This window comes from Halomonas sp. BN3-1, from assembly GCF_003056325.1.
In the GTDB taxonomy this organism is placed as follows: Bacteria; Pseudomonadota; Gammaproteobacteria; order Pseudomonadales; family Halomonadaceae; genus Halomonas; species Halomonas litopenaei.
In genome coordinates this window covers 22,816-45,669 of the sequence record NZ_PYVV01000006.1, presented here as the reverse complement: position 1 = coordinate 45,669, position 22,854 = coordinate 22,816, and the positions used below count along the sequence as shown (strand labels likewise).

The 22,854-nt window shown below is 58.1% G+C and carries 30 protein-coding genes; 6 read left to right on the top strand and 24 right to left on the bottom strand.

Translation table 11 applies throughout. From position 1 onward, the window contains the following. Positions 1–21 precede the first annotated feature (21 nt). Together C9F12_RS09875 and C9F12_RS22535 are read right to left on the bottom strand one after the other, a co-directional pair. Positions 22–240: a hypothetical protein gene (locus tag C9F12_RS09875; RefSeq protein ID WP_045994191.1), complete on the bottom strand. Its 219-nt coding sequence runs from the start codon at positions 238–240 to the stop codon at positions 22–24. 1,076 nt (positions 241–1,316) lie between these two features. Continuing rightward, positions 1,317–1,520: a hypothetical protein gene (locus C9F12_RS22535; RefSeq protein ID WP_162816447.1), complete on the bottom strand. Its 204-nt coding sequence runs from the start codon at positions 1,518–1,520 to the stop codon at positions 1,317–1,319. Positions 1,521–2,746: 1,226 nt separating this feature from the next. Between C9F12_RS22535 and C9F12_RS09865 the strand changes: the two genes are divergently transcribed. Both C9F12_RS09865 and C9F12_RS09860 read left to right on the top strand, forming a co-directional pair. Beyond that, positions 2,747–3,037 carry a hypothetical protein gene (locus C9F12_RS09865; protein WP_108448778.1) on the top strand — a complete coding sequence of 97 codons (291 nt, stop codon included), beginning with the start codon at positions 2,747–2,749 and terminating at the stop codon, positions 3,035–3,037. Positions 3,038–3,048: 11 nt separating this feature from the next. Then, positions 3,049–3,615: a hypothetical protein gene (locus tag C9F12_RS09860; protein WP_108448777.1), complete on the top strand. Its 567-nt coding sequence runs from the start codon at positions 3,049–3,051 to the stop codon at positions 3,613–3,615. 27 nt (positions 3,616–3,642) lie between these two features. On the opposite strand, the gene C9F12_RS09855 is transcribed toward C9F12_RS09860, so the two are convergent. The 8 genes from C9F12_RS09855 to C9F12_RS09820 are packed head-to-tail and all read right to left on the bottom strand — an operon-like array spanning position 3,643 to position 11,583. Further along, entirely contained in the window at positions 3,643–4,032 is a 390-nt protein-coding gene (locus tag C9F12_RS09855) for a hypothetical protein (protein WP_108448776.1), read from the bottom strand. Then, entirely contained in the window at positions 4,032–4,358 is a 327-nt protein-coding gene (locus tag C9F12_RS09850) for a hypothetical protein (protein WP_108448775.1), read from the bottom strand. Before C9F12_RS09850 ends, C9F12_RS09855 begins: the two co-directional genes overlap by 1 nt. Before the next feature lie 9 nt (positions 4,359–4,367). Further along, positions 4,368–6,038: a prophage tail fiber N-terminal domain-containing protein gene (locus C9F12_RS09845; RefSeq protein WP_108448774.1), complete on the bottom strand. Its 1,671-nt coding sequence runs from the start codon at positions 6,036–6,038 to the stop codon at positions 4,368–4,370. A 39-nt stretch (positions 6,039–6,077) separates the two neighbouring features. Next, positions 6,078–6,437, bottom strand: coding sequence for a hypothetical protein (locus C9F12_RS09840; RefSeq protein WP_162816446.1), 360 nt, complete (start codon positions 6,435–6,437; stop codon positions 6,078–6,080). Further along, positions 6,430–6,816: a hypothetical protein gene (locus C9F12_RS09835; RefSeq protein ID WP_108448772.1), complete on the bottom strand. Its 387-nt coding sequence runs from the start codon at positions 6,814–6,816 to the stop codon at positions 6,430–6,432. Before C9F12_RS09835 ends, C9F12_RS09840 begins: the two co-directional genes overlap by 8 nt. Then, positions 6,813–10,271 (bottom strand): phage tail protein, encoded by a 3,459-nt coding sequence (locus C9F12_RS09830; RefSeq protein WP_108448771.1) that lies wholly within the window; start codon positions 10,269–10,271, stop codon positions 6,813–6,815. Before C9F12_RS09830 ends, C9F12_RS09835 begins: the two co-directional genes overlap by 4 nt. Next, positions 10,268–10,843: a tail assembly protein gene (locus tag C9F12_RS09825; protein WP_162816444.1), complete on the bottom strand. Its 576-nt coding sequence runs from the start codon at positions 10,841–10,843 to the stop codon at positions 10,268–10,270. Before C9F12_RS09825 ends, C9F12_RS09830 begins: the two co-directional genes overlap by 4 nt. Further along, positions 10,843–11,583 carry an NlpC/P60 family protein gene (locus tag C9F12_RS09820; RefSeq protein WP_108448769.1) on the bottom strand — a complete coding sequence of 247 codons (741 nt, stop codon included), beginning with the start codon at positions 11,581–11,583 and terminating at the stop codon, positions 10,843–10,845. The genes C9F12_RS09825 and C9F12_RS09820 overlap by 1 nt, the downstream gene beginning before the upstream one ends. A 64-nt stretch (positions 11,584–11,647) precedes the next feature. On the opposite strand from C9F12_RS09820, the gene C9F12_RS09815 reads away from it, so the two are divergent. Beyond that, positions 11,648–11,866 (top strand): hypothetical protein, encoded by a 219-nt coding sequence (locus C9F12_RS09815; protein WP_108448768.1) that lies wholly within the window; start codon positions 11,648–11,650, stop codon positions 11,864–11,866. Position 11,867: 1 nt separating this feature from the next. On the opposite strand, the gene C9F12_RS09810 is transcribed toward C9F12_RS09815, so the two are convergent. The 9 genes from C9F12_RS09810 to C9F12_RS09775 all read right to left on the bottom strand — a co-directional run bounded on the left by C9F12_RS09810 (position 11,868) and on the right by C9F12_RS09775 (position 18,007). Then, complete coding sequence (locus C9F12_RS09810; RefSeq protein ID WP_108448767.1) at positions 11,868–12,578, bottom strand: phage minor tail protein L; 711 nt, start codon at positions 12,576–12,578, stop codon at positions 11,868–11,870. Beyond that, positions 12,575–12,931, bottom strand: a complete 357-nt coding sequence (locus C9F12_RS09805) for a phage tail protein (RefSeq protein WP_108448766.1) — start codon at positions 12,929–12,931, stop codon at positions 12,575–12,577. Before C9F12_RS09805 ends, C9F12_RS09810 begins: the two co-directional genes overlap by 4 nt. Positions 12,932–12,934: 3 nt before the next feature. After that, the gene (locus tag C9F12_RS09800; RefSeq protein WP_108448765.1) at positions 12,935–14,893 is read right to left on the bottom strand and encodes a hypothetical protein; all 1,959 of its coding nucleotides are present in this window, start codon (positions 14,891–14,893) and stop codon (positions 12,935–12,937) included. A gap of 86 nt (positions 14,894–14,979) precedes the next feature. After that, on the bottom strand, positions 14,980–15,288 hold the full coding sequence (locus C9F12_RS09795; protein ID WP_162816442.1) for a hypothetical protein: 309 nt from the start codon (positions 15,286–15,288) through the stop codon (positions 14,980–14,982). A gap of 54 nt (positions 15,289–15,342) precedes the next feature. Further along, on the bottom strand, positions 15,343–16,281 hold the full coding sequence (locus C9F12_RS09790) for a hypothetical protein (protein WP_162816441.1): 939 nt from the start codon (positions 16,279–16,281) through the stop codon (positions 15,343–15,345). Between the two features lie 176 nt (positions 16,282–16,457). After that, a complete protein-coding gene (locus C9F12_RS09785; protein ID WP_108448762.1) occupies positions 16,458–16,859 on the bottom strand; it encodes a hypothetical protein in 402 nt (133 codons plus the stop codon). Beyond that, positions 16,859–17,416 (bottom strand): Panacea domain-containing protein, encoded by a 558-nt coding sequence (locus C9F12_RS09780; protein ID WP_108448761.1) that lies wholly within the window; start codon positions 17,414–17,416, stop codon positions 16,859–16,861. Before C9F12_RS09780 ends, C9F12_RS09785 begins: the two co-directional genes overlap by 1 nt. A 138-nt stretch (positions 17,417–17,554) precedes the next feature. Beyond that, positions 17,555–17,713: a hypothetical protein gene (locus tag C9F12_RS22530; protein ID WP_162816440.1), complete on the bottom strand. Its 159-nt coding sequence runs from the start codon at positions 17,711–17,713 to the stop codon at positions 17,555–17,557. Positions 17,714–17,728: 15 nt separating this feature from the next. Then, positions 17,729–18,007: an Arc family DNA-binding protein gene (locus tag C9F12_RS09775; RefSeq protein ID WP_162816439.1), complete on the bottom strand. Its 279-nt coding sequence runs from the start codon at positions 18,005–18,007 to the stop codon at positions 17,729–17,731. Between the two features lie 44 nt (positions 18,008–18,051). On the opposite strand from C9F12_RS09775, the gene C9F12_RS09770 reads away from it, so the two are divergent. Together C9F12_RS09770 and C9F12_RS09765 are read left to right on the top strand one after the other, a co-directional pair. After that, positions 18,052–18,207, top strand: coding sequence for a ribbon-helix-helix protein, CopG family (locus tag C9F12_RS09770; RefSeq protein WP_108448759.1), 156 nt, complete (start codon positions 18,052–18,054; stop codon positions 18,205–18,207). Between the two features lie 76 nt (positions 18,208–18,283). Further along, the gene (locus C9F12_RS09765) at positions 18,284–19,156 is read left to right on the top strand and encodes a phage antirepressor N-terminal domain-containing protein (protein WP_108448758.1); all 873 of its coding nucleotides are present in this window, start codon (positions 18,284–18,286) and stop codon (positions 19,154–19,156) included. A 314-nt stretch (positions 19,157–19,470) separates the two neighbouring features. Here the strand turns inward: C9F12_RS09765 and C9F12_RS09760 are convergent, their stop codons facing one another. Continuing rightward, positions 19,471–19,866 carry a hypothetical protein gene (locus C9F12_RS09760; protein ID WP_108448757.1) on the bottom strand — a complete coding sequence of 132 codons (396 nt, stop codon included), beginning with the start codon at positions 19,864–19,866 and terminating at the stop codon, positions 19,471–19,473. A gap of 10 nt (positions 19,867–19,876) precedes the next feature. After that, a complete protein-coding gene (locus C9F12_RS09755) occupies positions 19,877–20,791 on the bottom strand; it encodes a phage tail tube protein (protein ID WP_108448756.1) in 915 nt (304 codons plus the stop codon). Positions 20,792–20,923: 132 nt separating this feature from the next. Between C9F12_RS09755 and C9F12_RS09750 the strand changes: the two genes are divergently transcribed. Then, the gene (locus C9F12_RS09750) at positions 20,924–21,547 is read left to right on the top strand and encodes an NUMOD4 domain-containing protein (RefSeq protein WP_108448755.1); all 624 of its coding nucleotides are present in this window, start codon (positions 20,924–20,926) and stop codon (positions 21,545–21,547) included. A 52-nt stretch (positions 21,548–21,599) separates the two neighbouring features. On the opposite strand, the gene C9F12_RS09745 is transcribed toward C9F12_RS09750, so the two are convergent. From C9F12_RS09745 to C9F12_RS09735, 3 genes are read right to left on the bottom strand one after another with little or no spacing between them, the layout of a single operon-like run. Beyond that, positions 21,600–21,998 carry a phage tail terminator-like protein gene (locus C9F12_RS09745; protein WP_108448754.1) on the bottom strand — a complete coding sequence of 133 codons (399 nt, stop codon included), beginning with the start codon at positions 21,996–21,998 and terminating at the stop codon, positions 21,600–21,602. After that, on the bottom strand, positions 21,995–22,390 hold the full coding sequence (locus C9F12_RS09740; RefSeq protein WP_108448753.1) for a hypothetical protein: 396 nt from the start codon (positions 22,388–22,390) through the stop codon (positions 21,995–21,997). Before C9F12_RS09740 ends, C9F12_RS09745 begins: the two co-directional genes overlap by 4 nt. A 55-nt stretch (positions 22,391–22,445) precedes the next feature. Next, positions 22,446–22,826, bottom strand: coding sequence for a hypothetical protein (locus tag C9F12_RS09735; RefSeq protein ID WP_108448752.1), 381 nt, complete (start codon positions 22,824–22,826; stop codon positions 22,446–22,448). Between the last annotated feature and the right edge of the window lie 28 nt (positions 22,827–22,854).

Genomic DNA, 22,854 nt, shown 5'->3' with positions numbered 1-22,854 from the left:
GCAAGGCTCAGCGCCAAAGGCTCAGGCGGCAGCGTCCTCTTCCATCATCTTGTGAATGAGCTCCTTGAGGTCCTCGACCTGTTGCTCGAGGGCTTCCACCCGGTCCTCTTCGCTGTTCTGCTGGGCTTTCTCCTCGATTTCCTGCATGTGCTCCTGCAGGGCTTCCGAATCCATGGCGAAGGTGCTGCCCGCCATCACAAATGCGGCGATCATGGTCGATCCGACTAGCGTGCGTTTCATGTGGCATCTCCTGGAAGTCGTCCCTGAACCCTGTGAAGGCCCGCGCTCACTCCATCGAGGCGATATGGCGCTCTGCCGTCCGTGAACTGAACTGGCACAATTCACTATAGGAGGTATTTCTTTATTCGCCATTATTGATATTTCGGCGCAAGCGATGAGCAAGGATGTGGGGAACGATGAGAAGGCGATGACAAAGCGACAAGAGGGCGATCAGAGGACGATGAAAGACGGGGCGGGGCAGGGAAAGCGTCTGGCGTGCAACGCCAACGGCTAGATGGCTAAAGTGGGCTGCGCGACCAGAACGCGACCAGAACACCACCACAAGGCAGGTCATCGAGGGAGTGAGTCACGTAAGACATCGATAGGGTTGGTGCCCGGAGCCGGGCTCGAACCGGCACGGTGTTGCCACCGAGGGATTTTAAGTTCGATCTGATCTAATTGGCGGCCGCGCTTGCAATGCGGTTTTTATGAAAATCAGTCACTTAAAGTTGCGTAATGCTGGACATAGCTGCCTCTCAGGCATTAACTGTGCGACCAAATTGCGACCATATCAAGGTACGGTGAGATTTCTTGGTGACAACGACTTTTACTTAGGAACGGGACAAAGGCGTCTAGCAAAGCATCTGACTGGTATTTTTACAAGCAATGTATTAGAAATCTAGTCATTGCTTAGCTTCTTTTATGAGTTGTCTAGTTGATTTTTATTACTTTTACGGAGTGATTTTCCGGAATTGTGCAGGTGTGAGCAACGTTGTGGTCCTACGAGCTTTGCTATGTCAGCATATACTATATGAATTGCTGAAACAGGAACGCTTTTGTTAGAAGAAACTGATGGTTGCGAGCAAGATGAGCTTAAGGAAAAGTTAGAGCTGCTCAGGGAGATACTGTCTTCTATAGAAATTATATCTAAGTCTACCGATTGGCGAGATGATAGAAACAGGGTGAGAATTGGGCGATTGTCTCATACTGGCATGCTTCTCATCGATGTTATAGAATACTTTACGTCACAGAGGCGGCGTGATGGTCATCAACAATGATGACGCAGGGAATGGAGATAGTTAAAGATAATGTATTGCCTATTTTTGCGTAGAAATTCCCACTGATTTCATATAAGTCTCAAAGGCAATGCAGGCTGCTTTGCAGCGAGCATCAACCTCACTTTCGAGTGTATCAAGTACATGTCGTTGGGCACCCGGCTTGTACTCCACAATGTCCCACTCGATTTCTGACCCAATCTCGCTGTAATGCGCTTCTACCTTGATGGATGTTGTGTCATTCATAGCGTCTCTCCAAGTCTTCTATGTTCCTGAGTGTAACAGTATTTTGAGACATTGGGATGCTCACGCTCGGACCAGCATAGAGAAGTGAAAAAAGATAGTTTTAAGGCCTGGTTGCGGCGTGTTCGAGCACAGGTCAGTGAATTTTGGCTCGCAGGGGCAGGGCTCATGAGAGAAGAAATAATAAGCTTTACAGCTGTAGATGGTGGATGGGAGCTGTTCTGTAGAAACTGTTACACGCTAGAGTTTAACCACTACTCAGATTCTCCGTGGCTCCAATTCGAAATTCAGCCTGAAACAAAAAATGGGGGACGATACACCGTCAGGTGCCGCGTATGCCGCCATGTATCGCGACGAAAATCGCTGCATCCGGATAGTCTTCGACCATCTTAGATTCGGGTTGCGAGCAAGGTAGTGGCGATGGCGGAAAGGTTATAGCAGATCGTAGATTGTGGATCGCACCTCGTACCGCTCTGATCTACGCTGAGCCAAGCACTTTGTTTTCAGGAGACAGGGATGCTCACGCAGATGATCAGTTACCAGGTTGTGGAGAGCGGGCTGGAAATGCGGTGCTTGGTTTGCCAAGCCGTCGAATTTCAGGAGACAGGGCGGCAAGGCTGGAGGCTTTTCGAAGTGGTGCCAGACGGTCCTTGGGGCAGATGCTTCATCATTACGTGCAGGGCCTGTGGCCACAAGAACCTGCGCGCCTCTATGCAGCCTGACTGGTATGGCTGAGGTGGGCAGTCAACTACGACATCATGCTGTGACGCCATCTCAATGAGCCCCGGTGCTCGTGAGCCTGGTGTCTTTGGTAGTCAGCAGGCAGACGGCTGAGCCTGCACAGACTTACTCGGCTAGTACCGCTTCGGCACAGAAGCTGACATCATGTTCTACGCTAAGCACTAGGAGGCTAGACGTAGGATAGTCATGTTGGACATGCCGATGATCAATTTTGCGACCGTGGAAGGCGGCTGGGAAATGTACTGCCTGAAATGCCACTCTGCCGAGTTCAACGTCACCGATCGCTCACCGTGGAGCCAGTTCGAGATCCGGCCGGGTGCCCCGCATGGGAGGTGCTACATCATAAAATGCCGTTCATGTGGCCACGAGGCTATCCGGAACTCACTGCAACCGGATTGAGCGCCACTTTTCGTAGAGCTGACTCGTGCCCGTACTGATTGTCTCGCACGGCCACACCGGCCAGGGGCCAGCAAGACCCAGTGGTGCCAATGAGCGAGTACGAGATCACCCAGTGGCGCAAACGCCTCGAGCGCAAGGGCTGGCTCGGCCTGAGCCGGTCATCGCCGCCGATCGACAGGCTGGTCGAGTACCACGTTGTCTGGCAGGGCTGGCTGATCAGCGGGCGCTGCATCCTTGGCAATGAGGTCAAGGACGACTGGTGGGAGCCAGGCACGCCGCAGTATCTGCTTTCCCGCAAGCACGGCATCAGCGATGGCGTGTGGCGGCTGGCGAAGGATCAGCGGGCAGAAGTGGGGCAGTTGAGGCGGAGATTCAACTAATGGAGTGCAGTATGGAGCAGGGTGGAACCGTGTGGTTATCGTTCGTCATGCCATTTTTAGTGGCATTGGTGACGGCGTCAATAACTACAACTTTAGCACTGGGAAAGTTTAAAAAAGAAAAGGCTTGGGAGAAAAAGGAAGAAGCGTACTTTCTTCTGATTGATGCTATTAAAAAGAGCATAGAGTACGATGAAGCGTATCTGGAAATGTGCTACTCACATGCTGAAAAGCATATTACAGATTATGTCGACAAAAAATCGGACCTCAGCAGATCTGCGAATGAAGAGGCTAGACGTGTGTATAGTATAAATTACATATTTATGCGCCGTAATGAAGTTGTTTTGTTTGATCGTTTATTTGAGCGACTTGATTTTCATGAGCACATGGACGGCGAAGATATGGCAATGCTGGACATTAAACATAAAAAAGATCTACTAGCTGATGCCGAGGAAGTTGCGAGGATAGAGTTGCATGCAAAACAGTCCAATCTCAATTTATTGTTTTCAACTCTGTTTAGAAAATTTGATGATATCTTAACGCGCCCTGTTGGGTGGATCGTCAACAAGCTGAACAGATGATGTAGAGCCATCCTTGGCCCCTTCATCTCACTCCCAGCTGATCGCCTCAACCGCTTCCACCGTCTCGGCGGCCTTCACCTGATCCTCAAGAGCCTGGCGCTTCCCTGTCGCCAGGCCGCTTGCCTGCATCCAGGCATCGGCCTTGGCTATGATCCGCGACGCTAACTCGGTCTTATCCATGCCCCTGCCCGTGGCCATGGCATCCAGTAGGGGCGTGGCGGTAGCTGAGTCAGCCAGGAATGCCCGCGCCTCTCGCTCCTGCTTATCCCAGGTCATCTGCTCAGACTCCGGATACTCGCTGCGGATGCTGGCCAGCTCGGCTTCGTAGGCCGCGTTGATGCGACGCATGGTAGCGGCCTTTGCTTCCTCAAGCAGTTCTTCGGCAGTCGGTGCCGGCACCCAGTTCACTGCACCCATTAGATGGTCACCTCGCGTTCAGTCTTGGCCAGTTCGTACTCTGCCAGGCGTTCCTGGAAAGCTTCGTCGGTCTCTTCTTCGCCCTGCACTGGGGCATTGCCGTACCAGCCCAACAGCGTGATAGTCAGCTCACCGTCGGCCTTAGTGGCCTGGATCAGCGGGTTCGGCTCCAAGGCGGTCTCGAAGTCACTGGCAGACCCGTCTGGCATGCCCGTGAAGTCGAAGAAGTCCTCGACCCCGTTAACGGTGACGTGCAGGACATCGCCCTCAGCCCGGTAACTGTAGGTAGTGCCTGTACTGTTTTGTGGTGTGAGTATGGCTTTCATAACGTCTCCTTATTTCCAACGACCTATGGCAAAAGCGCGGAAGAACCCTTCCGCATAGCTACCGCTTTGCGGACTCATTGCATACATGCTCATTTGAGTCTTCGATCCGGTGTCATCGGACACAAACCAGATCAGGGAGCCCGACCTTCGGTACTCAAAACTTGAATAAGGGACAGTGTGGAAAGCAGAAGGAAACGTCCAGACAATGCCTGACGGGGATCTAAATAGGCTGCCTGAAGCCGTGGTTGTATATATATCCCTGGTGCCAGTGAATACGCAGATCAACGTACCATCGGCAAGTTTCAAAAAACTGCCGTTAGTATTGTACCCAACCTCGAATACCCCTCCTCCCGGAATACCTCCAGTATCGTAAACGCTAGAAACAATGGAGTTTGACGTGTAAATCAACCTCCATTCGTCCCAGCTAAATGATGGCCCGCCCCCTGTCCTTACCGCCATTTTCCCTGACCCACCGGCAGTGGCTACCTGAGTAACGAACGCTCCTCCGTGGCGAGATACGACAACAGTCCCTCCCTCCCCCGCAAACCAAGGGGGTGGGGTTCCTGCGCTACCCGAGAAGCTGAAAATACCTGCGGTTTTCAGTTCGTCGATGTTGAGAGAGTCTACTGTCCACCCTTCGGCAATCCCCAGGCCAAAAGCCCCGACCTCCATTACATTCCCGGCGACTGTCCCAACATTCTTTGCTGCCGCTGTTCCGGCATCCGAGATAGTGCTCAGGGTTTGCGTGCCTGTATGGTTCGAGCGCTGTACGGCATGTGCCTGGGCTTCACTGGCCTTGGTGTCGGCATAGCTTTTGGCTGCTGACTCAGCACTGGCGGCTGATCCAGCCGCATCGAACTCAGCAGCATTGCGGCTGTAAATGTCGCCGGCCTCGTTTGGCAGCCCGGAGCCAGGCGCATGAACAAGGTCTGCAGCATCTATGGAGGCGGCGGAAGCAGCTGCATCAGTCGCAGATTGGGCGGCATCTGCCTCGCTAGCTGCTGCTGCGCTTTCTGATCCTGCAGCATTCGATTCGCTGGCCACAGCGGCGCTCGCAGCGCTCGCTGCATTCGAGGCAGAGGTGGCCGCATTGCCCTCGCTCGCTGCTGCCGCACTGGCTGAGCTGGCGGCATTCGCCTCGCTGGTTGACGCGGCGTCGGCACTGTCGGAGGCGCTGGATGCCAATGCGCTGGCTGCGCTCGCCGAGTTGGCGGCATTATGCTCACTCGTAGCCGCGTTTGAGGCTGATTCGTTGGCCGCCGACGCACTGTCGGCAGCGTTGGATTCGCTTGCGGCCGCCTCGCCGGCAGAGGCCACGGCCTCATCCCGGTACCCGCGGGCTTCGTCCACCAATGCCCGGAACTCGATCACGATGCCAGGCGTCAGGTCTTGCTCACCTTGCCACTCGACCACCAGCTCGTTGAGATCGGTGGCGGTGGAGTCAGCACGCACCTCCAGATTCTTGGCGAGCTCGAGGAATGAGCGCCCCTGCATCACGCGCACGTCGTAGCGACCCACCTCGACTGAGATGGAGTAGTCGCCCTGGGCGTCAGTGATCGCCTCGGCACGGATGTGGTTCAGGACGGTGGCGGATGTCCTGACGGCGTCAAATCGAATGGTTGCCCCGGGCAGCGGCTGGCCATAGGGGTCTTTCAGTACGCCGGTAAGCGTCACTGCCATGGTGTGTCTCCCACAAAAAAGCCCGCGCTTGGCGGGCTGTTAGAGTGCGTTGCGAAAGCGGGCCAGGGCCCGGTGCATGTCGGCGGGTGTGTCGGATCTTCGAATATCTGCCTTGGCCGCGATACGCGCCTCCTCGATGGTGCCGGCACGCTTTTCCCATCGGGTGCGAGCGCGCTTGATGCGCTGACATACGGTGGTCACGTCAGCGTCTGTGGCGGTCGCCTCGGCTTCGACCATTGGCCCCGAGCCTTGGGCCGCCTCGGCCAACTTGAGTTGGTAGACGGCCTCTTGGGCGGGTGAAACGTAGCGAGCAGCCTCGGCCTCGCTGTCCACTAATTCCAGATAGTGCCGCTCGGCCTCTGCTCGGGAGGAGAACCGGCGAACGCTCAATCTATCCATCGATCGTTACCTCCAGGGTCTCATCGAGGCGCCAGGCGGGGCCGACCAGTTGGACCTGGAAGGTGCCCGGCACATCGACATCGAGCTGGGCGCTGTCGCCGGTGGTGACCATCTGGTGGCCGTCCATTGCCAGCAGGGTGCCAGGCTCCAGCCCGGTGATGGTGGCCGTTAAGCCCTCGACTGTAACCTGAGCATCTCGGCGCTGCTTCGGCTTGATCTGTCCGTCCGCCAGGTCCACGTAGTGGGCGGCATCGTCAAAGCCTGCCTCGACCTCGACATAGTCTTCGTGCTCACCACACTGCATCTCGACATGGTCTTCGGGGCAGTCTGTGACGCGCAGGATGGCACCGGTCAGTTCGCAGTAGATTGCGATGATCATCTTTTTTTACTCTCGGCAACTAGGGTAGACATCGTGCTATTCACTGTTCTGAATCCGCGGCACTGAATGGCAATAGTGACGCCGTGCCTGTTGCCGGCGTCTAAGGTAAAGCCAAAATTTACCTCGCCATCACCTGAAGGCATTTCGAACTGCACGGCGCCATTGACCACCCACCGGAAGTACGCTCGGCTACCACCGCCATTCGCGTTCGTCGCCGAGAATGTGGCGAACACTCTCCCTCCTTCGCCATTGATGTAAACGGATAGCCAGTCAACCCAATTTTCATTGCTCGATGCTCCAGAGGTTCGTGACGTGCCGACTGGGATGGTCACCGCTTGCCCGGCAATCTGCAGCGTGTCGACCTGTGCGTCTCCGATCTTGGCTCGCGTGATCGCTGCATTGCCGATCTTGGCGTTGGTGATGGCGCCGTTACGAATATGGGCGTTCTGCACGTCGATGTTGAACAGCTTGCCGTAATCCACATGGAGCTCATCGGCCTGGATGTAGCTGGCCTTGACCTTGCCGTTCTCGACGATGAACGAGCCATCGGACGCCTTGAGCTTGGTGAACGTCAGGTACTGGATCAGCGCTTCTTTGATGTAGGTGGTGCTGCCCTGCACGAAGAAGGGGATGACTTCGCTTTCCGGCAGGCCCGGCGGAGCAACTGCAAACCTATCTGCTCGGACGATGAAATCGACCTGAGCCCCATCGTTTGCCAGTCCAATGCCGCCCACGAGGCCGTTGGCGCCTACGCGCAACGTCCACATGGCGCTGATCCTATCGCCTTGAGCATTGATCGCTGTCGTTGCCTGCTCCTCGACGCTGGCGATGTCCTGTCCAAGCTGCGTTTGAACGGTGTTGATTTGCTGGATGCTGTACTCGTCACCGTCCTGCCGGTCGAGCACCTCCTGCTGGATGGCGTTGCTGTTGTCGGTTATCTGTTCGATGTCCTGCTGTAGTTCTGGCCAGAGGTCGGACTCCTTTATCTCCCCGCTAATGATGTCCATGATCACAGACGGGTCGTTGTCGGTAGTGGCCTGCACCGGGTACCAGTCCGAGGCGCCGTAGGCGTTGACTCCTCGGATGTAGTAGTAATAGGTAGTGTCGGGGGATAGCTCAGTATCGGTGAGAACGGCGCCGACGCCGACACGCACGGCATTTGACTCGATGAGCCCCGTCTCGAGCGCCACGTTAGAGCGCCAGAATTCCCACATTTGCCCGGGATAGAGGCCGCTGGGTGTCAGGGTGATGGTGAAGGTGCCAACGTGGATGTCCACGCTATCCGGCGGCGTCGGCAGCAGCAGGCCGGCCACGTTGGTGGTCCGGTACGCCCAGGGCGACGCGGAGCCGGTGCCGGTGATGCCGCGGACACGGATCTGCCATTCACCCGGCTCTGCATCGAGGATGTCGAACGACGTGCCCGGGCCTGTGAAGGCCTCACCCCATGACACGTCATTCGGCCCCTGCACCTCGGCAATATAACGGACGACTCGAGCGTCATCGCTGGGCGTCCAACTGACGGTGATCTTCTGGTGCTCGGTTCCGCCAGCCAGGTACTTGGATGCCTCGACGGTAATGGAGTAGGGCGCCGCCACCGGGCCGGTCGGGATCAGCGTGTAATCCTCGTCCGGCAGGTTGAGGCCCTGCTCGACGCGATCGTACTTCGTCGGGTCATGCTCGACGGCGGTGATCTGGTATATCGCTGTCTCCTGCTCAGCAACGGACAGCACCCGGAACTTGCGTGGCTCCACGTCTTGGCTCGACAGCATCCAGATGGCGCCACGGATCGGCTCAGCTGAGAGCGGGCTGACCAACTCGACATGATCACCGGCGAACCGGTCGACCTGCCTGCGCTCAATCCCCCCGGTGGGCAACAGCACGTCCAGGTACCAGTCGCTGCCGCTGACCTGCTCGGGCACCTGGTCAAGCACCAGGGCAGAGAGCCCCGGGCGAACGATCCGGCCAGAAAGCCGGGCGCCGGCCGTGGTCGGGTCGTTGACTGCGATGATGTCGCCCGGGCGCAGGTCGGCATGGTCGACGCTGGCCTGGTAGGTGATCGTCTCGGTTTCAGCGCGCTCGCTGTAGAGCATCCATTTGCCAAGGCGGTGTGCCTGGCCGCGACTGGTGCAGCCTACGGCGGTGACGTCGATCTGCTTCCAGCCGAATTGCTGGACGGCATCGGCATCCTCAACGACCTCGACCTGGAGGCGATAGTTATCGCCAGGGTCGTTCCAGCTCACCAGAGCGACCGAGTGCCGGGCCTTGAGCGCGGTGCCGCTGTACTCGAATTCACCGTCGACGACATTGGCCGGCGACACCAGCTTGACCGGATCGGCCGGCATGTCGGCTGTCGCCATGACGGTATTGGCGCCCCAGTAGGTCATTCCACGGAACGCAGTCGCCAGGGTATCGAGCGCCTTGATGGCTTCCTCTCGGCTCGACAGCACGGTGTTGAAGGTGAAGCGCGGTTCTTGGCCGCCGAAGCCATCAGGGATCAGCTCGTCGCAGTATTGGGCGATCTGGTAGAGGCCCCACTTGTCGACGTTCTCCAGCCCGGCGCCGTACCGCTCGCTGGTGGCCAGGTCGAGGAAGCACCAGGCGGGGTTGTCGGTCCAGGCCAGCTTGAACGAGCCATTCCACAGGCCGGTGTATTCGCGAGTCTCGGGGTTGTAGTTGGTCGGCACCCGGACGATCAAGCCCTTGACGTCGTAGCTGCGCGAGGGGATCTGGCTGCCAAAATCCTGGGCATCGACCTCGAGCCCGACCAGTGCGGTATCGGGATACTGCAGCTTGGCGTCGATGATCTCGGTGTAAGTGGCCCAGTACGTCGCGTTGCGCAGGGTGGCGCTGCCGTTGTCGGGCGTCACTCGGCGCACGCGGATGTCCCAGGGGCCATCACCGGTGAGCGGCACACGATAGGACCGCTGGTAGGGGCTGGTGGTCTTGCCCTTGATGATGTCGTAGCGCTTCTCGGACCAGCTGCCTCCATTGGGGCGAACATCGACGGCCACCGCCACCTCGGTGGGCAGCAGATCGCCATTCTCGACGTTCTGGTAGCTGAGCGCCTGCACCTGGACGGTAACGCGAGCGGCATCGGCCTCCGGGTTGGTGACGGTGCGAACGACTGGCGTGGCGTTGGTCACCTCGGTCGACACGTCGTTGGCCGTCTCCACAGCGGGAAAGCCGGCGATGTGCGACTGATCAGGCTCACCAGTGCGGGTGTGAACGGTCACGCCTTGGAAGTTGAAGTCGCCACCCTCGTCCTGCAGCGGCGTCTCATCCAGATAGATGCTCTTGAGGCCATTGGTCAGGCCGACAATCGGCCCCTCGCCCAGCACGTCGATGATCCTGGCCTTGGAGGTGGAGCGAAGGGTGTTGGGCGCCTCGCGGGGAGTGCGGGCTTCATCGCCGCCGCCCTTGCCGCCTTTCGCGCCATAGACAACCAGATCGGTCATTCGTCCAGCTCCTCAGCAGTCATGCCGGCAGATGCCACAACGCTACCCACCTTCACGCGGCCATAGATCACCGGCACCGGCAGGCCCTGGGTGCTGGTGTTGGTGGGTCCATCGAACAGGAAGGAAGGGCGCTCGTCGGGTCGCTCCCGCTCGCCGTAGTCGCCTGTCTGCGGGGTGGGCGACAGCATCTGTGCGACACCACCCAAGGCAAGAGCCAGGCCCGCATTGAACATCCCGGGCCCGAAAACGGGGCCAGCCCAGAAGCTGGCAACCATCAGGACGGCGCCCGCAATGGTCTGCCAGATACCATCGCCCCCAGCCCCGGCGACCGCTGGGAGTAAGTGAATCTCGGTGTCGTCATCCATGCCGACCATCAGACCTTCTTCGTCGAGCGACACGCCGCCATCGAGAGGGCCGCGCACGACATGCCAGTCGCCATCACGGATGACAGCCTCGAAGCCGGGAATCTGGATCAACAGCGCACGGATGGCCTCGGCAGGGTCACGGACGTCCAACGAAAAGGACTCGCCGAAGCGAGCCCCAAGAAAGCCATGCAGATAGAGCGTTTTCATCAGTCCCTCGACGTGTGACGGAGCCAGTGGGTGATGTAGGGGAGCCAACGGGCGGCAGGGTCTCGGCGCGAAATCCGGGTGGGGTCGACAGGATGCCGGCCAGACGGATGGTGCAGGCATAGCCCGTTCTCGACCAGGACGCCGCCATGGTTGGGCACGTCGCTGCGAAGCTGGGCGAACCACATATCGCCGGGCATGGCCTTGTCCGCTTCGATAACGCGGAACCCCGCCTGCTCGAAACCCTGGCGGTAGAGGTCTTGCCCTTTGAGCCACCATTCCCACGAGCGAGGAAACTCGGGAAGATCGATGCCCAGTTCCATCGCGTAGTAGTCGCGGATCAGGGCGTAGCAGTCGGTCACGCCGTGGACGAAGCCCCTGCCGATAAGCTCCGGCCGGTCGCCGCCGCCCCACCAGCGAACGGGTGTCGTGGCGTTGCCATCGGTGGCCACGATCCCCCACGGAACGCCCGAGGCAATCTGGCCGCGCATGTCGGCCTCGCTGGGGCAGTCCGGGTAGTCCGGGTGTGAGTGAACAATGGCCCGCAGACCCTGGGCGGTGGCCGCTGCCATATCGCGCTTGGCAATGGCGAAGCTGGTTCGGGGGGCGTCTGCCACATTGGCTACCTGCCGGCAGCCGTGGTCGGTGATCAACCACACAGCCTCATTTGGATAGGCGGCCAGGGCTTCGGCGCGTATTAGCGCCTCATTATGATTCGAACTCAGACAGTCGACTAATGGCATTGGTTGCGTGATCACCCGATGCTAAAAATGGGAAATACTCAAAACCTCAAATTGAGGATTCGGCATGAGCAAGTGGGAGTTAAAGAAGGTTTGCATTGTTGAGCCTGGTAGAGGGGGCATCGTCGAGGCTAATTACCTCAATGATGCTGGTGTCCACTGGGCGTTCACCGTGTCTTTTCCAGAGGATGGCGTTGAGATGAGCATTTCCGAACTGATTGATTTTGTGGAGTTAGAGCGAGAGCGTCTTCTCTCTGATGCAGGGGCCAAGCCTGGCAACTTTTGAATCATCTCACCCGGCCTACGCCCGGGAATGCCCGCGTCGGAAGGACGCCGGCTTGTCCGAACCTTAAGCGGCAGTCGCTCAACCGCTTGCCGCACACGTCGCGCCCCATACCGGGCAGGGCATCTGACCCATCAGCCTCCCACTCGCCGGAGCCAGAGTAGGGGCAGGTCACGCCCTCGTATTGGTACTGGCCGTTGGCAAAGTACCGATATCTGTGTGTACAGGTATCCCGCAGCACTTGGCGATGCGGGATCATGCGGCCCTCCTGATCCATCTGTACCGACAGCTCAAACTGGATCTGCCGGCGGTTCTGGGATGCTTTGCGCTCGATCACGTAGTAGTCGATCGGGAACAAGGCCTCGGGGTCGGGCGCTGTGCCGTCATCCAGGTGCCGGCGGTAGGTGCGCAGCCGCTTGACCGGGGCGCCGACCAGGTCGTCGGCACTGATCACCAGCGACAGAAACGCGAGCTCCATGGCGGTGACCGTAAGCGTCGGCCGGGGCAGGGTGCCCTGGCCGTTCCACTCGAAGCCCTCGGCCTTGATCGGCACCGGCTGGTACTCGTAGCCATTGAACCGAACTGGACCGCCGTCGACCGGGTAGGGCGCGAATCGCAGAACGCCGTCGCCATAGTTGCGAGCATCAAGCTCGAACATGGTGACGATCGCGTCCTGCTCCAGGCGCTGGGTGTCGGAAGCGATGACCTGGCTCATAGCCCGAAGTCCTCGATAAAAGTGGCTGTCAGGGTGTGCCGCCTAAAGGTGTCCTCGGTGACCTTTGGGTGCTCTTTGCAGGCCACACGCCATGCCTCGGGCTCTCCGGATACCTGCCATAGGAAGGCGTAAACGCCCCGGCGCTCCAGCAGAAAGTCCCGCAAGCGCTCCATCTGCTCTTGGGTGATGAGACTCCACGTCACGGTCCACTCTCGCCTGGACGAGTTGATACCGGCGGGGCGACGCTGCTCATACCCGTCACCAAAGCTCACCGCATCCACAGCAAACGAGCCGCCGCCGGTCAGCCCATAATCAGGCTCCCGGCCAATATCGGGGAGGAAGTCGATCTCCATGGATTACCTCTTGGCGAGCAGCCCGCCGGGGCGCATCTGGTTTTGAATGACTTGAACCATTGTTGCTTCAAGGGCTTTACCTGCAGCGCGCCCTTGGCGTTCTGCGTCTCGATCGCTTGTGCCCGGCTGCGCCTGCACGGTGATGGGCGCTTGAATGTTGATGGTGGTAGTAGTAGCAACCGGAGTGGATTGCTGTGACGCTAGGAACCGATCGAGCTTGTCAGCCTGGGGTGCAGTCATAACGCGCTCGCCCCCATCCAGCAGCCAAGTGCCTTCCCGGGGGATGCGGTCAATACCATCATGCGCCTGCCCAACAAAGGACGCCCCGGTGTTGATGGCTGACGTAAAGCCACCTTGCACAGGCCTGCCGCCGCCGAAAGCGCTGACACCTACTGAAAGAGCAGTTCCAAGCCAGTCCACCGCTGGTTCGGTGATGCTCTTGCGAACGGCGAGGCGAGCAATGTCCTCGGCAATACCGGACAGGACGTCCCGGAAACCCTCGCCGCCCACGATGGCGTCCTCGAACGCGCTTGAGAACGTGAGCCCCAGGTCTTTGGCAATATCGTTCGTTTTCTCCAGCTCATCGGCCAGGCCGCCGGTGGCGATCTGCTCCATAAAGCCGCCGGTCAGCGTCACCGAATACTGTGTGCGTAGGCGCTCCTGGGCGTCTGCGAGATTCAGTGTGTCGTCGGCTGCGGCCTTGAGATCGAGCAGATCGAGTTCTTCGCGATACCGTCGGTGTGCAGCCTCCAGCGGATAGAGTCGGTCGAGCAGCGTCTGCTGGGACTGCGCCAGTCGCTCCTCTTCGCGGATACGCTCACGCTCTGCTTTGGCCAGCTCCCGCTCGGCCTCTGCCCGCTCCTTGCTATTGAGGCGGGGAAGAACAAGCTCTTCGGGGTCTGGGCGATTGTCGCTCCCCGCCTCCGACATCAGTTCCTCGCGCCTCGCGCGCAGGGCGATGAGTTCGGCGAGGTCATCCTCGGTCTGTCCTGCCGCCGCTCGGATCTCGGCGCCCAGAGTGCCGGTGCCCAAGGCGCCGCCGCCAGCGCCGATGCCACGGTTGACTCGGTTTTCAATCTCAGCGATTTGCTCATTGATCGCTACCAGGCTGCGCATCTCGTCAGCATTGCGAAACGTATCCATGAGGACGTTGAAGCGCTGCGCCAGGTACTCGACGCCGCCGGCAATCCCCTCCAGGGAGGACTTCATCAAGTTGTCGAACTGAGACACCGCGCGCGATGTCTCGGTCGTCAGCAGCGCCCCAAGGTCGGAGAACTCCGATTTGATGTCCTTGAGCCGTTCGATCTCCAGTCTCGAGAGGATGCGGCCGCTTTTCTGCGCTTCATCGCCAAGGCGCTGGAACTCCTCGCCGCCGTTGCGCAGCAGTGGGATCAAAGAGGTGGCTTCGTCGGCCATGCTCTCCATGTAGAACGTCATCTCTTGCTGGTTCAGCCCCGCCTTCTCGAGGCTGTCGTAGTAGAGCTGGAGCGCCTGAGGGCCAGACAGGTTGCGAAACTGCTCAGCGGTGACGCCTATCTTGGGGGCAATGTTGTCGAAGAATTCGGCCATCTCACCAGAGCCGCTTTGCAGGAACTCGCCTACCCGACCATTTACATCCTTGAGGATGTCTGAGACCTTTTCCTGTTCGATGTTGTGCTGACCAGCGGCATAGGTCATGCGCTGGAAACTCTCTACGCTGGTGTTGGCCAGGCCGGCCATGCGCTCGATCTCGACGGCGGCATTCGAGGCGTAGTTCGCCATGGCGCCCATGGCCCCGCCTATTGCGCCAAGGCCTACAGCTGCGCCACTGGCCAGTCTGACAGCCTTGCCGATGTTGTAGAGGGAGCGCTGGCTCTTCTGCCCTTGGCGATCCACGCCCTCCAGCTTGCGCTCGATGCGCGACAAGGAGCGCTCCCCGTTTCGGCTGTCGATCACTAACTCAAGGCGGCTGGAATAGGGCATCACAATCTCCAGGCATAAAAAAACCCGCTCAACGGCGGGTGATTACAAGTGAGGGGAGGGATCGGTGAGAATCAATGCGGGAGGACTTACTCCTGCTGCATACAGTGGAGATAAAACACGTTCCCGAACTCGGTTCTCTGGATCTTTTGGTATTCCTCGGACCTTGCCGCTTGCCGCTCATAAGCCATGTTGATCATCGCCGTTATGTACGGAGAGTTAGGGCCGTCCTGAGAGGTCAGGTCTACCACTTCGCGGATCGGGGTGCCTGCCTGGCGATGCCACATGACCTCCTCAGCAAGCTGTGATCGCATACTGCAAGCTTCGTGATCGCCTGCTTGCGCATTTCCGGCCAGCGTGATTGCTGTCACAGCTATAGCCGCGCTATATCCCTTCATGCTTTTCCCCTTGCGCATCAGTAGTCATAGAACGATGCCATCTATGATATATGCTCAGGCCTCCGTACGTTCTTCATCTTCACTCTCGTCATAGACCTTCGTAACTAATATAGATTGTGGTATTAGAGATGCAGCATTTATATCCTGCCGATAGGTTACAATTGCATCGACATAGACGAATTCGCTTTGACTAAGATCGGTTAAATTTACACCATCATCAATTTCGATTTTAAGTAGTGTGTTGCCAATGGCTGACGCTAAACGACCACTCCAAGCCGAGTTTGCATTCTCCCTGTGGAGAGAAACAACTTGAAGTTGCGCGTGTTCGTAAGGAATCTCCTGAACCGTTGAGTTCAGGTCGTGATCAAAGTCGATGTCTTGCACAGCATCTTCGGGGATCGACATTCCGCTATCTTCGCCTCCTATACCTACGGACGCATCATCGTGCCCTTGGACCGGGCTCATCACCCCCAGTGAGTGGGTTATCATTTTTTTTCGGTTCTGGGTTGAGTCCTGAATGATGCTTGTCAATTCGCCAGGGGTGATGTCTAAATTTTCAGCGGCAATAGTTATTGTTGTGTTATAGCTGTCTTCTATGCTCTTCGAATTCGTTCCTGATACAGCATTCCATGCCTGTATTCCCTCGGCAACGATCAAGAATATGGCAAGACCTCCAAGTGAGAATGCGGCTGTGTTTTTCACTTTTGGATGCCTCTCTAGGTATTCTTCCAGTCTCTGCTTCTGCTCTTCTTTCAGGAAGAATTGCAGCACGACCTCTTGCAGTAGAGACCCGGACTCTATTTTTCTCACCTTGAGATGGTGGCCTTGTATTTCCACTCCCGATAAACGCTCAATCAGGTGAGGTGTGCGCTTTGCAAGCTGCTCCAGAGAAAGAAGTGACTTGGCAATGTTACGAACATCAACAGGTTCATTTGTGTTGAAGAAAATTTCCAGCGGCATGCTGAAACTTGCGTTTGCGGTATCTTGTTGCAAAATCTTTCCCCTGCATATCGGTAGAATAGCCGCTTCTACGGACGGCTTGTATTAGCAAAGCTAGCTTAACCGATGGTGGACGGGGTGTCGCCACCGTGCGACGAAAGTCTGGTCGGTCTTTTGCACTGTGACTTTCCGGCTCAGCATAATGAGTGAGGGACGGGAGAGCTAGTCGGTCACCAGCAGTATTTGAGGAAGCGCTTGACCTTCGGGGTGACGAATCTGGACCGATAGAAGCCGTCGCACACCTGAGCGAATGCCTCTGCAGGAATAGGGTCATGTGTCTGGAACTCGCCAATTTCGACCTTCTGGGTGACATCGTCTGCGGCCTTCACGCATGCCTCGCGATAGTAGACATAGCTTGGGCGCCTCACGAACGCGTGAGGGCAGTTCTCAGGAGTCAGAACACAGGCGTCGTCGTAAGGAATGCCATCTCTTATAGACGAGATGTTGACCAGAAGCACAGATGAAAGCCCTGTGAGCGGGTTTACCACCGGGTCATTCATCACGATGTGGAGATGGGAGGTCGGCCCCGACAGAAAAACCAATGTTCCACGCTGCAGGGGGCGATATGCCATCAACGAAGCTCCGACATCACCGCTTTGAGCTGACGGCGCTGGTGGAGCTCTTGCGATAGGGCGGCAGCCTCTTGTGGGCTACGCCCAAGCGCCTCCAGCATCTCCTGCGGGCTGATCGGGCGCGAGGAGCCATAGGGGTCATGCCACTCGGCGCATTCGTTGTGGGTGTAGTCCACGAGTTGCCAGCGTGTTTTGTGACCATGATCGGCCCAGACCTGATCAAGGATCTCGATCTCGGCGTCACTCAGCTCATCGAAATCATCGCGATCGGGGCTTGCCCGCGACAGCACAACATCGTAAGCCTGATCTCCGGGGCGCACCCATTCGTCCCACTCGCCTTCACGGCCGCCACCCTGGACGAGCTCAAGCGTGTTGGAGAGGACGGGCCCGAGGTTCATAGAGAACCAGGCGTCGTCACTGATGGGGAAGCCGTACTCGGCCATAGACGCACGATCAGCCAGATACATCAGCTTCATCAGCTTCAGGTACGACATTTGCCCGCCACGATGCTGTAGCAGGTATGCCGCCACTTGTGCTGCTTTCTCTTCGCTGAACATCCTTCACCTCCCGTGCGCATATTTGCGCTTTACCCTCAAAATGGGGGACGGGCAGCTTAAATGCAAGGAAGGGGCCTTGCAAGGAGTTGCAATAAGTGTCAGTTCAGCCCCTCAGCGAGCTGAGACACTTCTTCTTCCTCACGCCCTGGCCAGCTCGCGGTAGGCGCCCTCATAGCGGTCCATTGATACCTGACGGACCTTCTCAAGCTGGGCGCGATGATCCCCGGGCGTGGGGCGCGCCTTGGCTACCTCGCCAGGCTGGCGGCGAGGAATGGTGAGTCGGGTGCTCCAAGACATGATGCCTCCGCGCGTTTAGAAGTGACCTGGATAGGCTCGCTCCAGGAAAGATTCCAACATACCAACCCTCTCCTCGAGCTCAAGCACACGCTCTTCCATGGGCTCGTCGTCAAAGCTCTGGGATACCCTGGCGATCAGCTCTGCTGTCATGGATCGGTGGTTCTTGTCGGCAGCCTCACGCAGCTTGTCACGCAAGCTCGCCGGCACCTTGAGGTTCATCTGCACGATATCTTCATTCATGAAGCAAGAATATAGCAGCGAGGTGTTGCGGCCAATAAAGCTGTAGGATAGCATATGGGTGTGCAGCAAAAATAAAGCATTTGGCTATCGGAGGCCGTATGACCCAGAAGAACCCTCAATTCAACCTGCGCCTCGATCCGGAGGTGAAAGACTGGCTCGACGCCAAAGCAAAGGAAATGCGCCTGAGCCGGACATGGATCATCAATAACTTAGCTCGACAGGAGATGAAGCGTGATCGCCAGGAAACCGCCTAGAAACGAGGAAGCCCCGAGCGTTGCAGCGCCCAGGGCTTCGAAGTCAGACCAAACTCTCACGAAAGGTACAGACACTATGGATTCTAGCACCGCCATTACCACCGTTCCATTCCACGGTCACTCCCTGTTCCTCGTCGATTACGACGGGCAGCCCTACACACCGATGAAGACCATCGTGGAAGGCATGGGACTCAAGTGGCAGCCTCAACACCGAAAGCTGAACGAATCGCGCTTCAAGTCCTGCATCACCGAAATGGTGATTCAGCTTCCAGGCGATGATCAGCGCCGCTCTGTGACGTGCTTCCCGTTGCGCAAGCTTCCCGGCTGGCTTATGACCATCTCGCCGAACAAGATCAAGGACGCAGACACCAAGGCTCGGGTCATCCAGTACCAAAACGAGTGCGACGACGCGCTCTGGGCATACTGGAGCGAGGGCTTCGCCATTAATCCCCGCACCGGACTGACGCCAGAGCACCAGCACGGCCTCCAGAAAGCCGTCAGGCAGCGAGCGATGCAGGTTCCCGAACCGATGCGCCGCAAAGCGTTCTCAACGCTCTGGACTCACCTCAAGGATCGATTCGGCGTGGCCAAGTACGATCAGATCGACGACAACCGCTACACGGAGGCGCTCGGCGCCGTGCAGTCCTTCGATCTAGAGGGCGATTGGCTCCAGGCTGACCGCGAGCCGGGAGTAGCCACGTTTACCGACGAAGACTTGAGCGACCTCTACATCCTTCTGTGCCACGTCTACCACCTTCACGCTAAGTGGAAGGGGAGCCGGATTGAAGAAGCCATGCGGATTCTTGAGTCGCCTGTCGCATCGCGGATGTGTGAGCACCTGGATATGGCGCAGACCTTCACCAATCGCCTCGCTCGGGCGAAAGGGGAGTTGATGGAGGTCTCCCGCCGTCGTCTCGGGATGAATTACGGGCTGCTTCCCATCCACTGAGCCTTTTCCGCGTTAATTAGCCCCGTTACGGCGGGGCTAACTCCTGCTTTCCATGTATGCCCAGTCCATCTCCCGAATGACAGAAATGAACTCATCCGCTGAGCAGGGTAGCACCATCATCTGGCGCAAGGCAGCCATCTCAGACAACGGTATGGGCTGGATGGTGCCGAAGCCGACAGGCCGTGAAGGGGAGAGGATGTCGAACAGATGCAGCCAGAAGGCGCAGCGCTCGTCGATCTCTGGCGGCTCAACCTGTCTAGAGAGATTGAGCGCCTTTGCGATCGTGGCGAGCTTGGTTTCTCGCCCGGCTGCTGTCAGGCGGTACTTGAGCGCTGCCGCGGCTTTTTTCCCTGCTCGGCAATGTCCTCCCTGCGGAAGTGCTCACGTCGGCGCGATTCTTGGGCCAGCTCAATGGCCAGATCATCGTTGTCGAGCAGCACGCGCGTAGCATTGGCCACCGTGAAGGGGATAGGGTCGCCATTGCGATCGACGACATCTTCCCAGCCTCGAAGGATGCCCTTCGCCAGAGCCCGCGCCTCAGCCTCCATGCGCTCCGCTTGTGACTCGGGCAGGTTGGTGCGCAGGGCCTCAAGCTCCTCGCGGTATGCGGCGTTGCCTGAGCGGGCAATCAGCCACTTGGCTCCGCGCAATTCTACCCAGGCGCCGCCATCGATCTTGGCGGGGTCGTTCTGCTCTGCATTGAAAGCCATCGTAGATTCCTTATACCAGCACGCGGGTGACTTTGATTGGGGTGTTCTTGGCGGTGTAGTTGAGCGACACCTGCACGATGTCCTCGTTACCACCATCCGGCAGCTCGCCATCGATCTCGATCTCGGGCAGCTCGAAGGTGTAGCTGTTGCCAGCGGCATCGGTCAGAGGGAAGGACACAGCTATAGCTTCGCGGGTCAGCATCTTCTTCCACTGGTTCCAGGCCGCCTTACTCCAGGCCATGGTGAGCGACCCGGAGACGTTGGCCGATGTGGCAATCAGGGCGCCGGGACCGGTCTTGCCGAGGCAGCGCTGGGTTTTCATCGTGCTGTCGATCGACATGGACAGGGCGCTGATACAGGCCTCGCCGGCCAAGGTGGCGCCGTCGACCAGAATGTCGCCAACACTGGTGGCCGAGCCCATCGCCACGGTGGTTGTTTGAGGATTCACGGTGCCTGCTGCAGTCGGGTCGGTCTCGCCGTCCTCATAGCCGAGGCCCATGCCGGTGAAGCTGCAGGTCACCTTGCCTTCTTCGGGGATGTCGAGCTGCATGGCACCGATGTGCACGCCCTTGAAGGTTGAGTAGACGCCGATGTCCTTGAATGCCTTCACGATGGTGAAGGTGTGGCGGTCAGCACCAATCTCCAGCACATCAGTCGCCCAGGTGCCGTAGAAGGCTGCCTCGAGCAGCTTGTCGAACGTGCCCGCGCTCATCTCGCCAGCCAGGTCGCCGGAGTAGTCGAGGCTGGTGATGATGCTGCCGCCCTGCATGCGCGTCTCGCGGATCTCAGCAGAGACCTCGGTGGAGACGTTGGGCGTCAGGGTATTGCCGGTGAGGCGCAGGGTGTCCCAGGTCGCCGGATCGGGCGTTTCCCCGGGGGTTATCTCTTCCACGATGAACGTAGCTATAGATGCACCGCTTGACATGGCCTTAGCCTCCTATTGTGGCGGGCTGTGGTAAATTATTGAGGCGCAGCTAGGGTAGCTCCTGAAAAGGCCGATTCATCACCGGCCCTGCTGCGCTCCAGCAGTGATGAGAACTCTTGATGGAGAGTTGCTATGAATGAGATCTGGAAACCATTCCCTGATGACCGTCTGTCTAGCGAGTACGAGGTATCGAACCTCGGGCAGGTTAGGTCAGTGGATCGCGTCATCGAGCAATCGAATGGAGCAAAACGCCTGTTTCGTGGTGTGCTTCTCAAGCAAGTAACTGACCAGCATGGCTACCTGCGGGTCACTCCAAAAACTCGAAGCCCCAGAACAAGCGTCAATGTGCTAGTAAGCAGGGCTGTTGCCTTTGCGTTCTGTGAAAAGCCGCCGGGGTGTGATGTCGTCAACCATATAGACGGTGTGAAAACCAATAACGTATGGACCAACCTTGAATGGACTACAGCTCAAGGGAATGCACTTCACGCTTTCAGAACTGGACTTTGCTTGCCGGGAGCCGGTTCAAGGCATAGCCAATCGAAACTCACGGAATCAGATGTTGAAGAGATTATCCGCAGGCTTTGCCAAAAAGAGTCTCAGTCCTCAATAGCTGATGACTTCCCGGTCGGTGTAACCACAATTGGCCAGATCAATACAGGTGCTCAATGGAGCCACGTAAAGGTCGAGGGGTGCGCTGGATACCCTTACTACGACCGATACCCCCATAGAGGCCGACGCAAGCCTCGCAACCTTTAATCCGCCATCAAAAAGCCGCTCAAGGCGGCTCGGAGGTGGGCGGTGGGGCGGTTTAGCCGACGCGGAAGGGCGTCGATACGTTCAGTTGGTAATTGCCGTCAGAAGGGCCAGCGCGCTGCACTGACGAGGCAAGCGTCTCAAGGTGCCCGGTACGCCAGAACTGCAGGTGCGCAGCCAGGGAGTCGGCGATCTGGTACGCCTGCCGGCTGCCCTGATTGTCCTTGGTGAACACCTGGCACATGATCAGCCCGGGGCGGCGAACGCAGGGTTCGGAGCCGAGACCAGCGACGAAGCTGTCGCCGTGCTGGATGGTCAGCCTCACCCATGGCTCTTGGTTGGCGATGGCCGTATCCACGCTCGGTCCGTTGGGGGCGCCGTCATAGGCCACAGGCACGCCATCCCACGCCACCATGCGCGACTCGATAGCGATGCGGATCTCGTCGAAGGTCAATTGATATACCTCGCACGCAAGGATTCGAAGGCAATGGAATAGACGCCTAGAGGCGCCTGCTGTGAATGCCCATGTTCCAGGCTCTCGCCGTAGATTATGTTTGACTGAAGGACCACAGCTTTGAAGGGCTTGCCCCGGGCGGCTGACAAAACAGCCTCGGCATCTCGCCGGACTCGGGCGCCTGACTTGTCCGGCTCGGGCACCACTGAGTTGTCACTGCCATTTACGGTAACCAGATGACTCCCCTTGTAGGCCCCTGTATCGACAGGTGAGTGAAGAATGAGCTGCTGCAGAGCGAACAGCACCATTTCACCCTGCTGTTTCTCCAGGGCGTACTCCACTTCTCGCGCAAAGCCGGAAAGTGATTTGGACCATCCCTTGCGCGTCGTCATTTTTTCTCCAGGCGTAAAAAACCCAGCACGTCGGCTGGGCAAGTAGCGGCAGGCCCTAGCGTGATCGTAAGCCACCGTAAGGTTCCAAAGCTTGCTGTAAGTCCTCAATGAGGGCCACGCCAACTCCCTCCGTTCTGCGTAGCTCCTGGTGGGATAGCTTCACGGCTTGAGCAACGGTGGATATGCCAAAGTGACGGAGGAAAGACTTGGTCTTTGCGCGCTTGACGAGATCGTGAACGTTGATAGCGGACCATTCCTGCTCTTTGTGAGCCAACTCCCGCTCTTTCAACATCTCCGCCGCGATGCTGTAAGCGGTTCTTGCAATCGCTGCCCGATGCCGGGTGTCGGAGCTGAGAAGCTCTACGCCCTCGGCCGTGACCAGAGACTTCATCGCCTCAACGGCAAATTGATCCAGCAACTCGTTGTCATCGCTCATTCTGTAACCGCCAGGTAGAGGTGGTGCA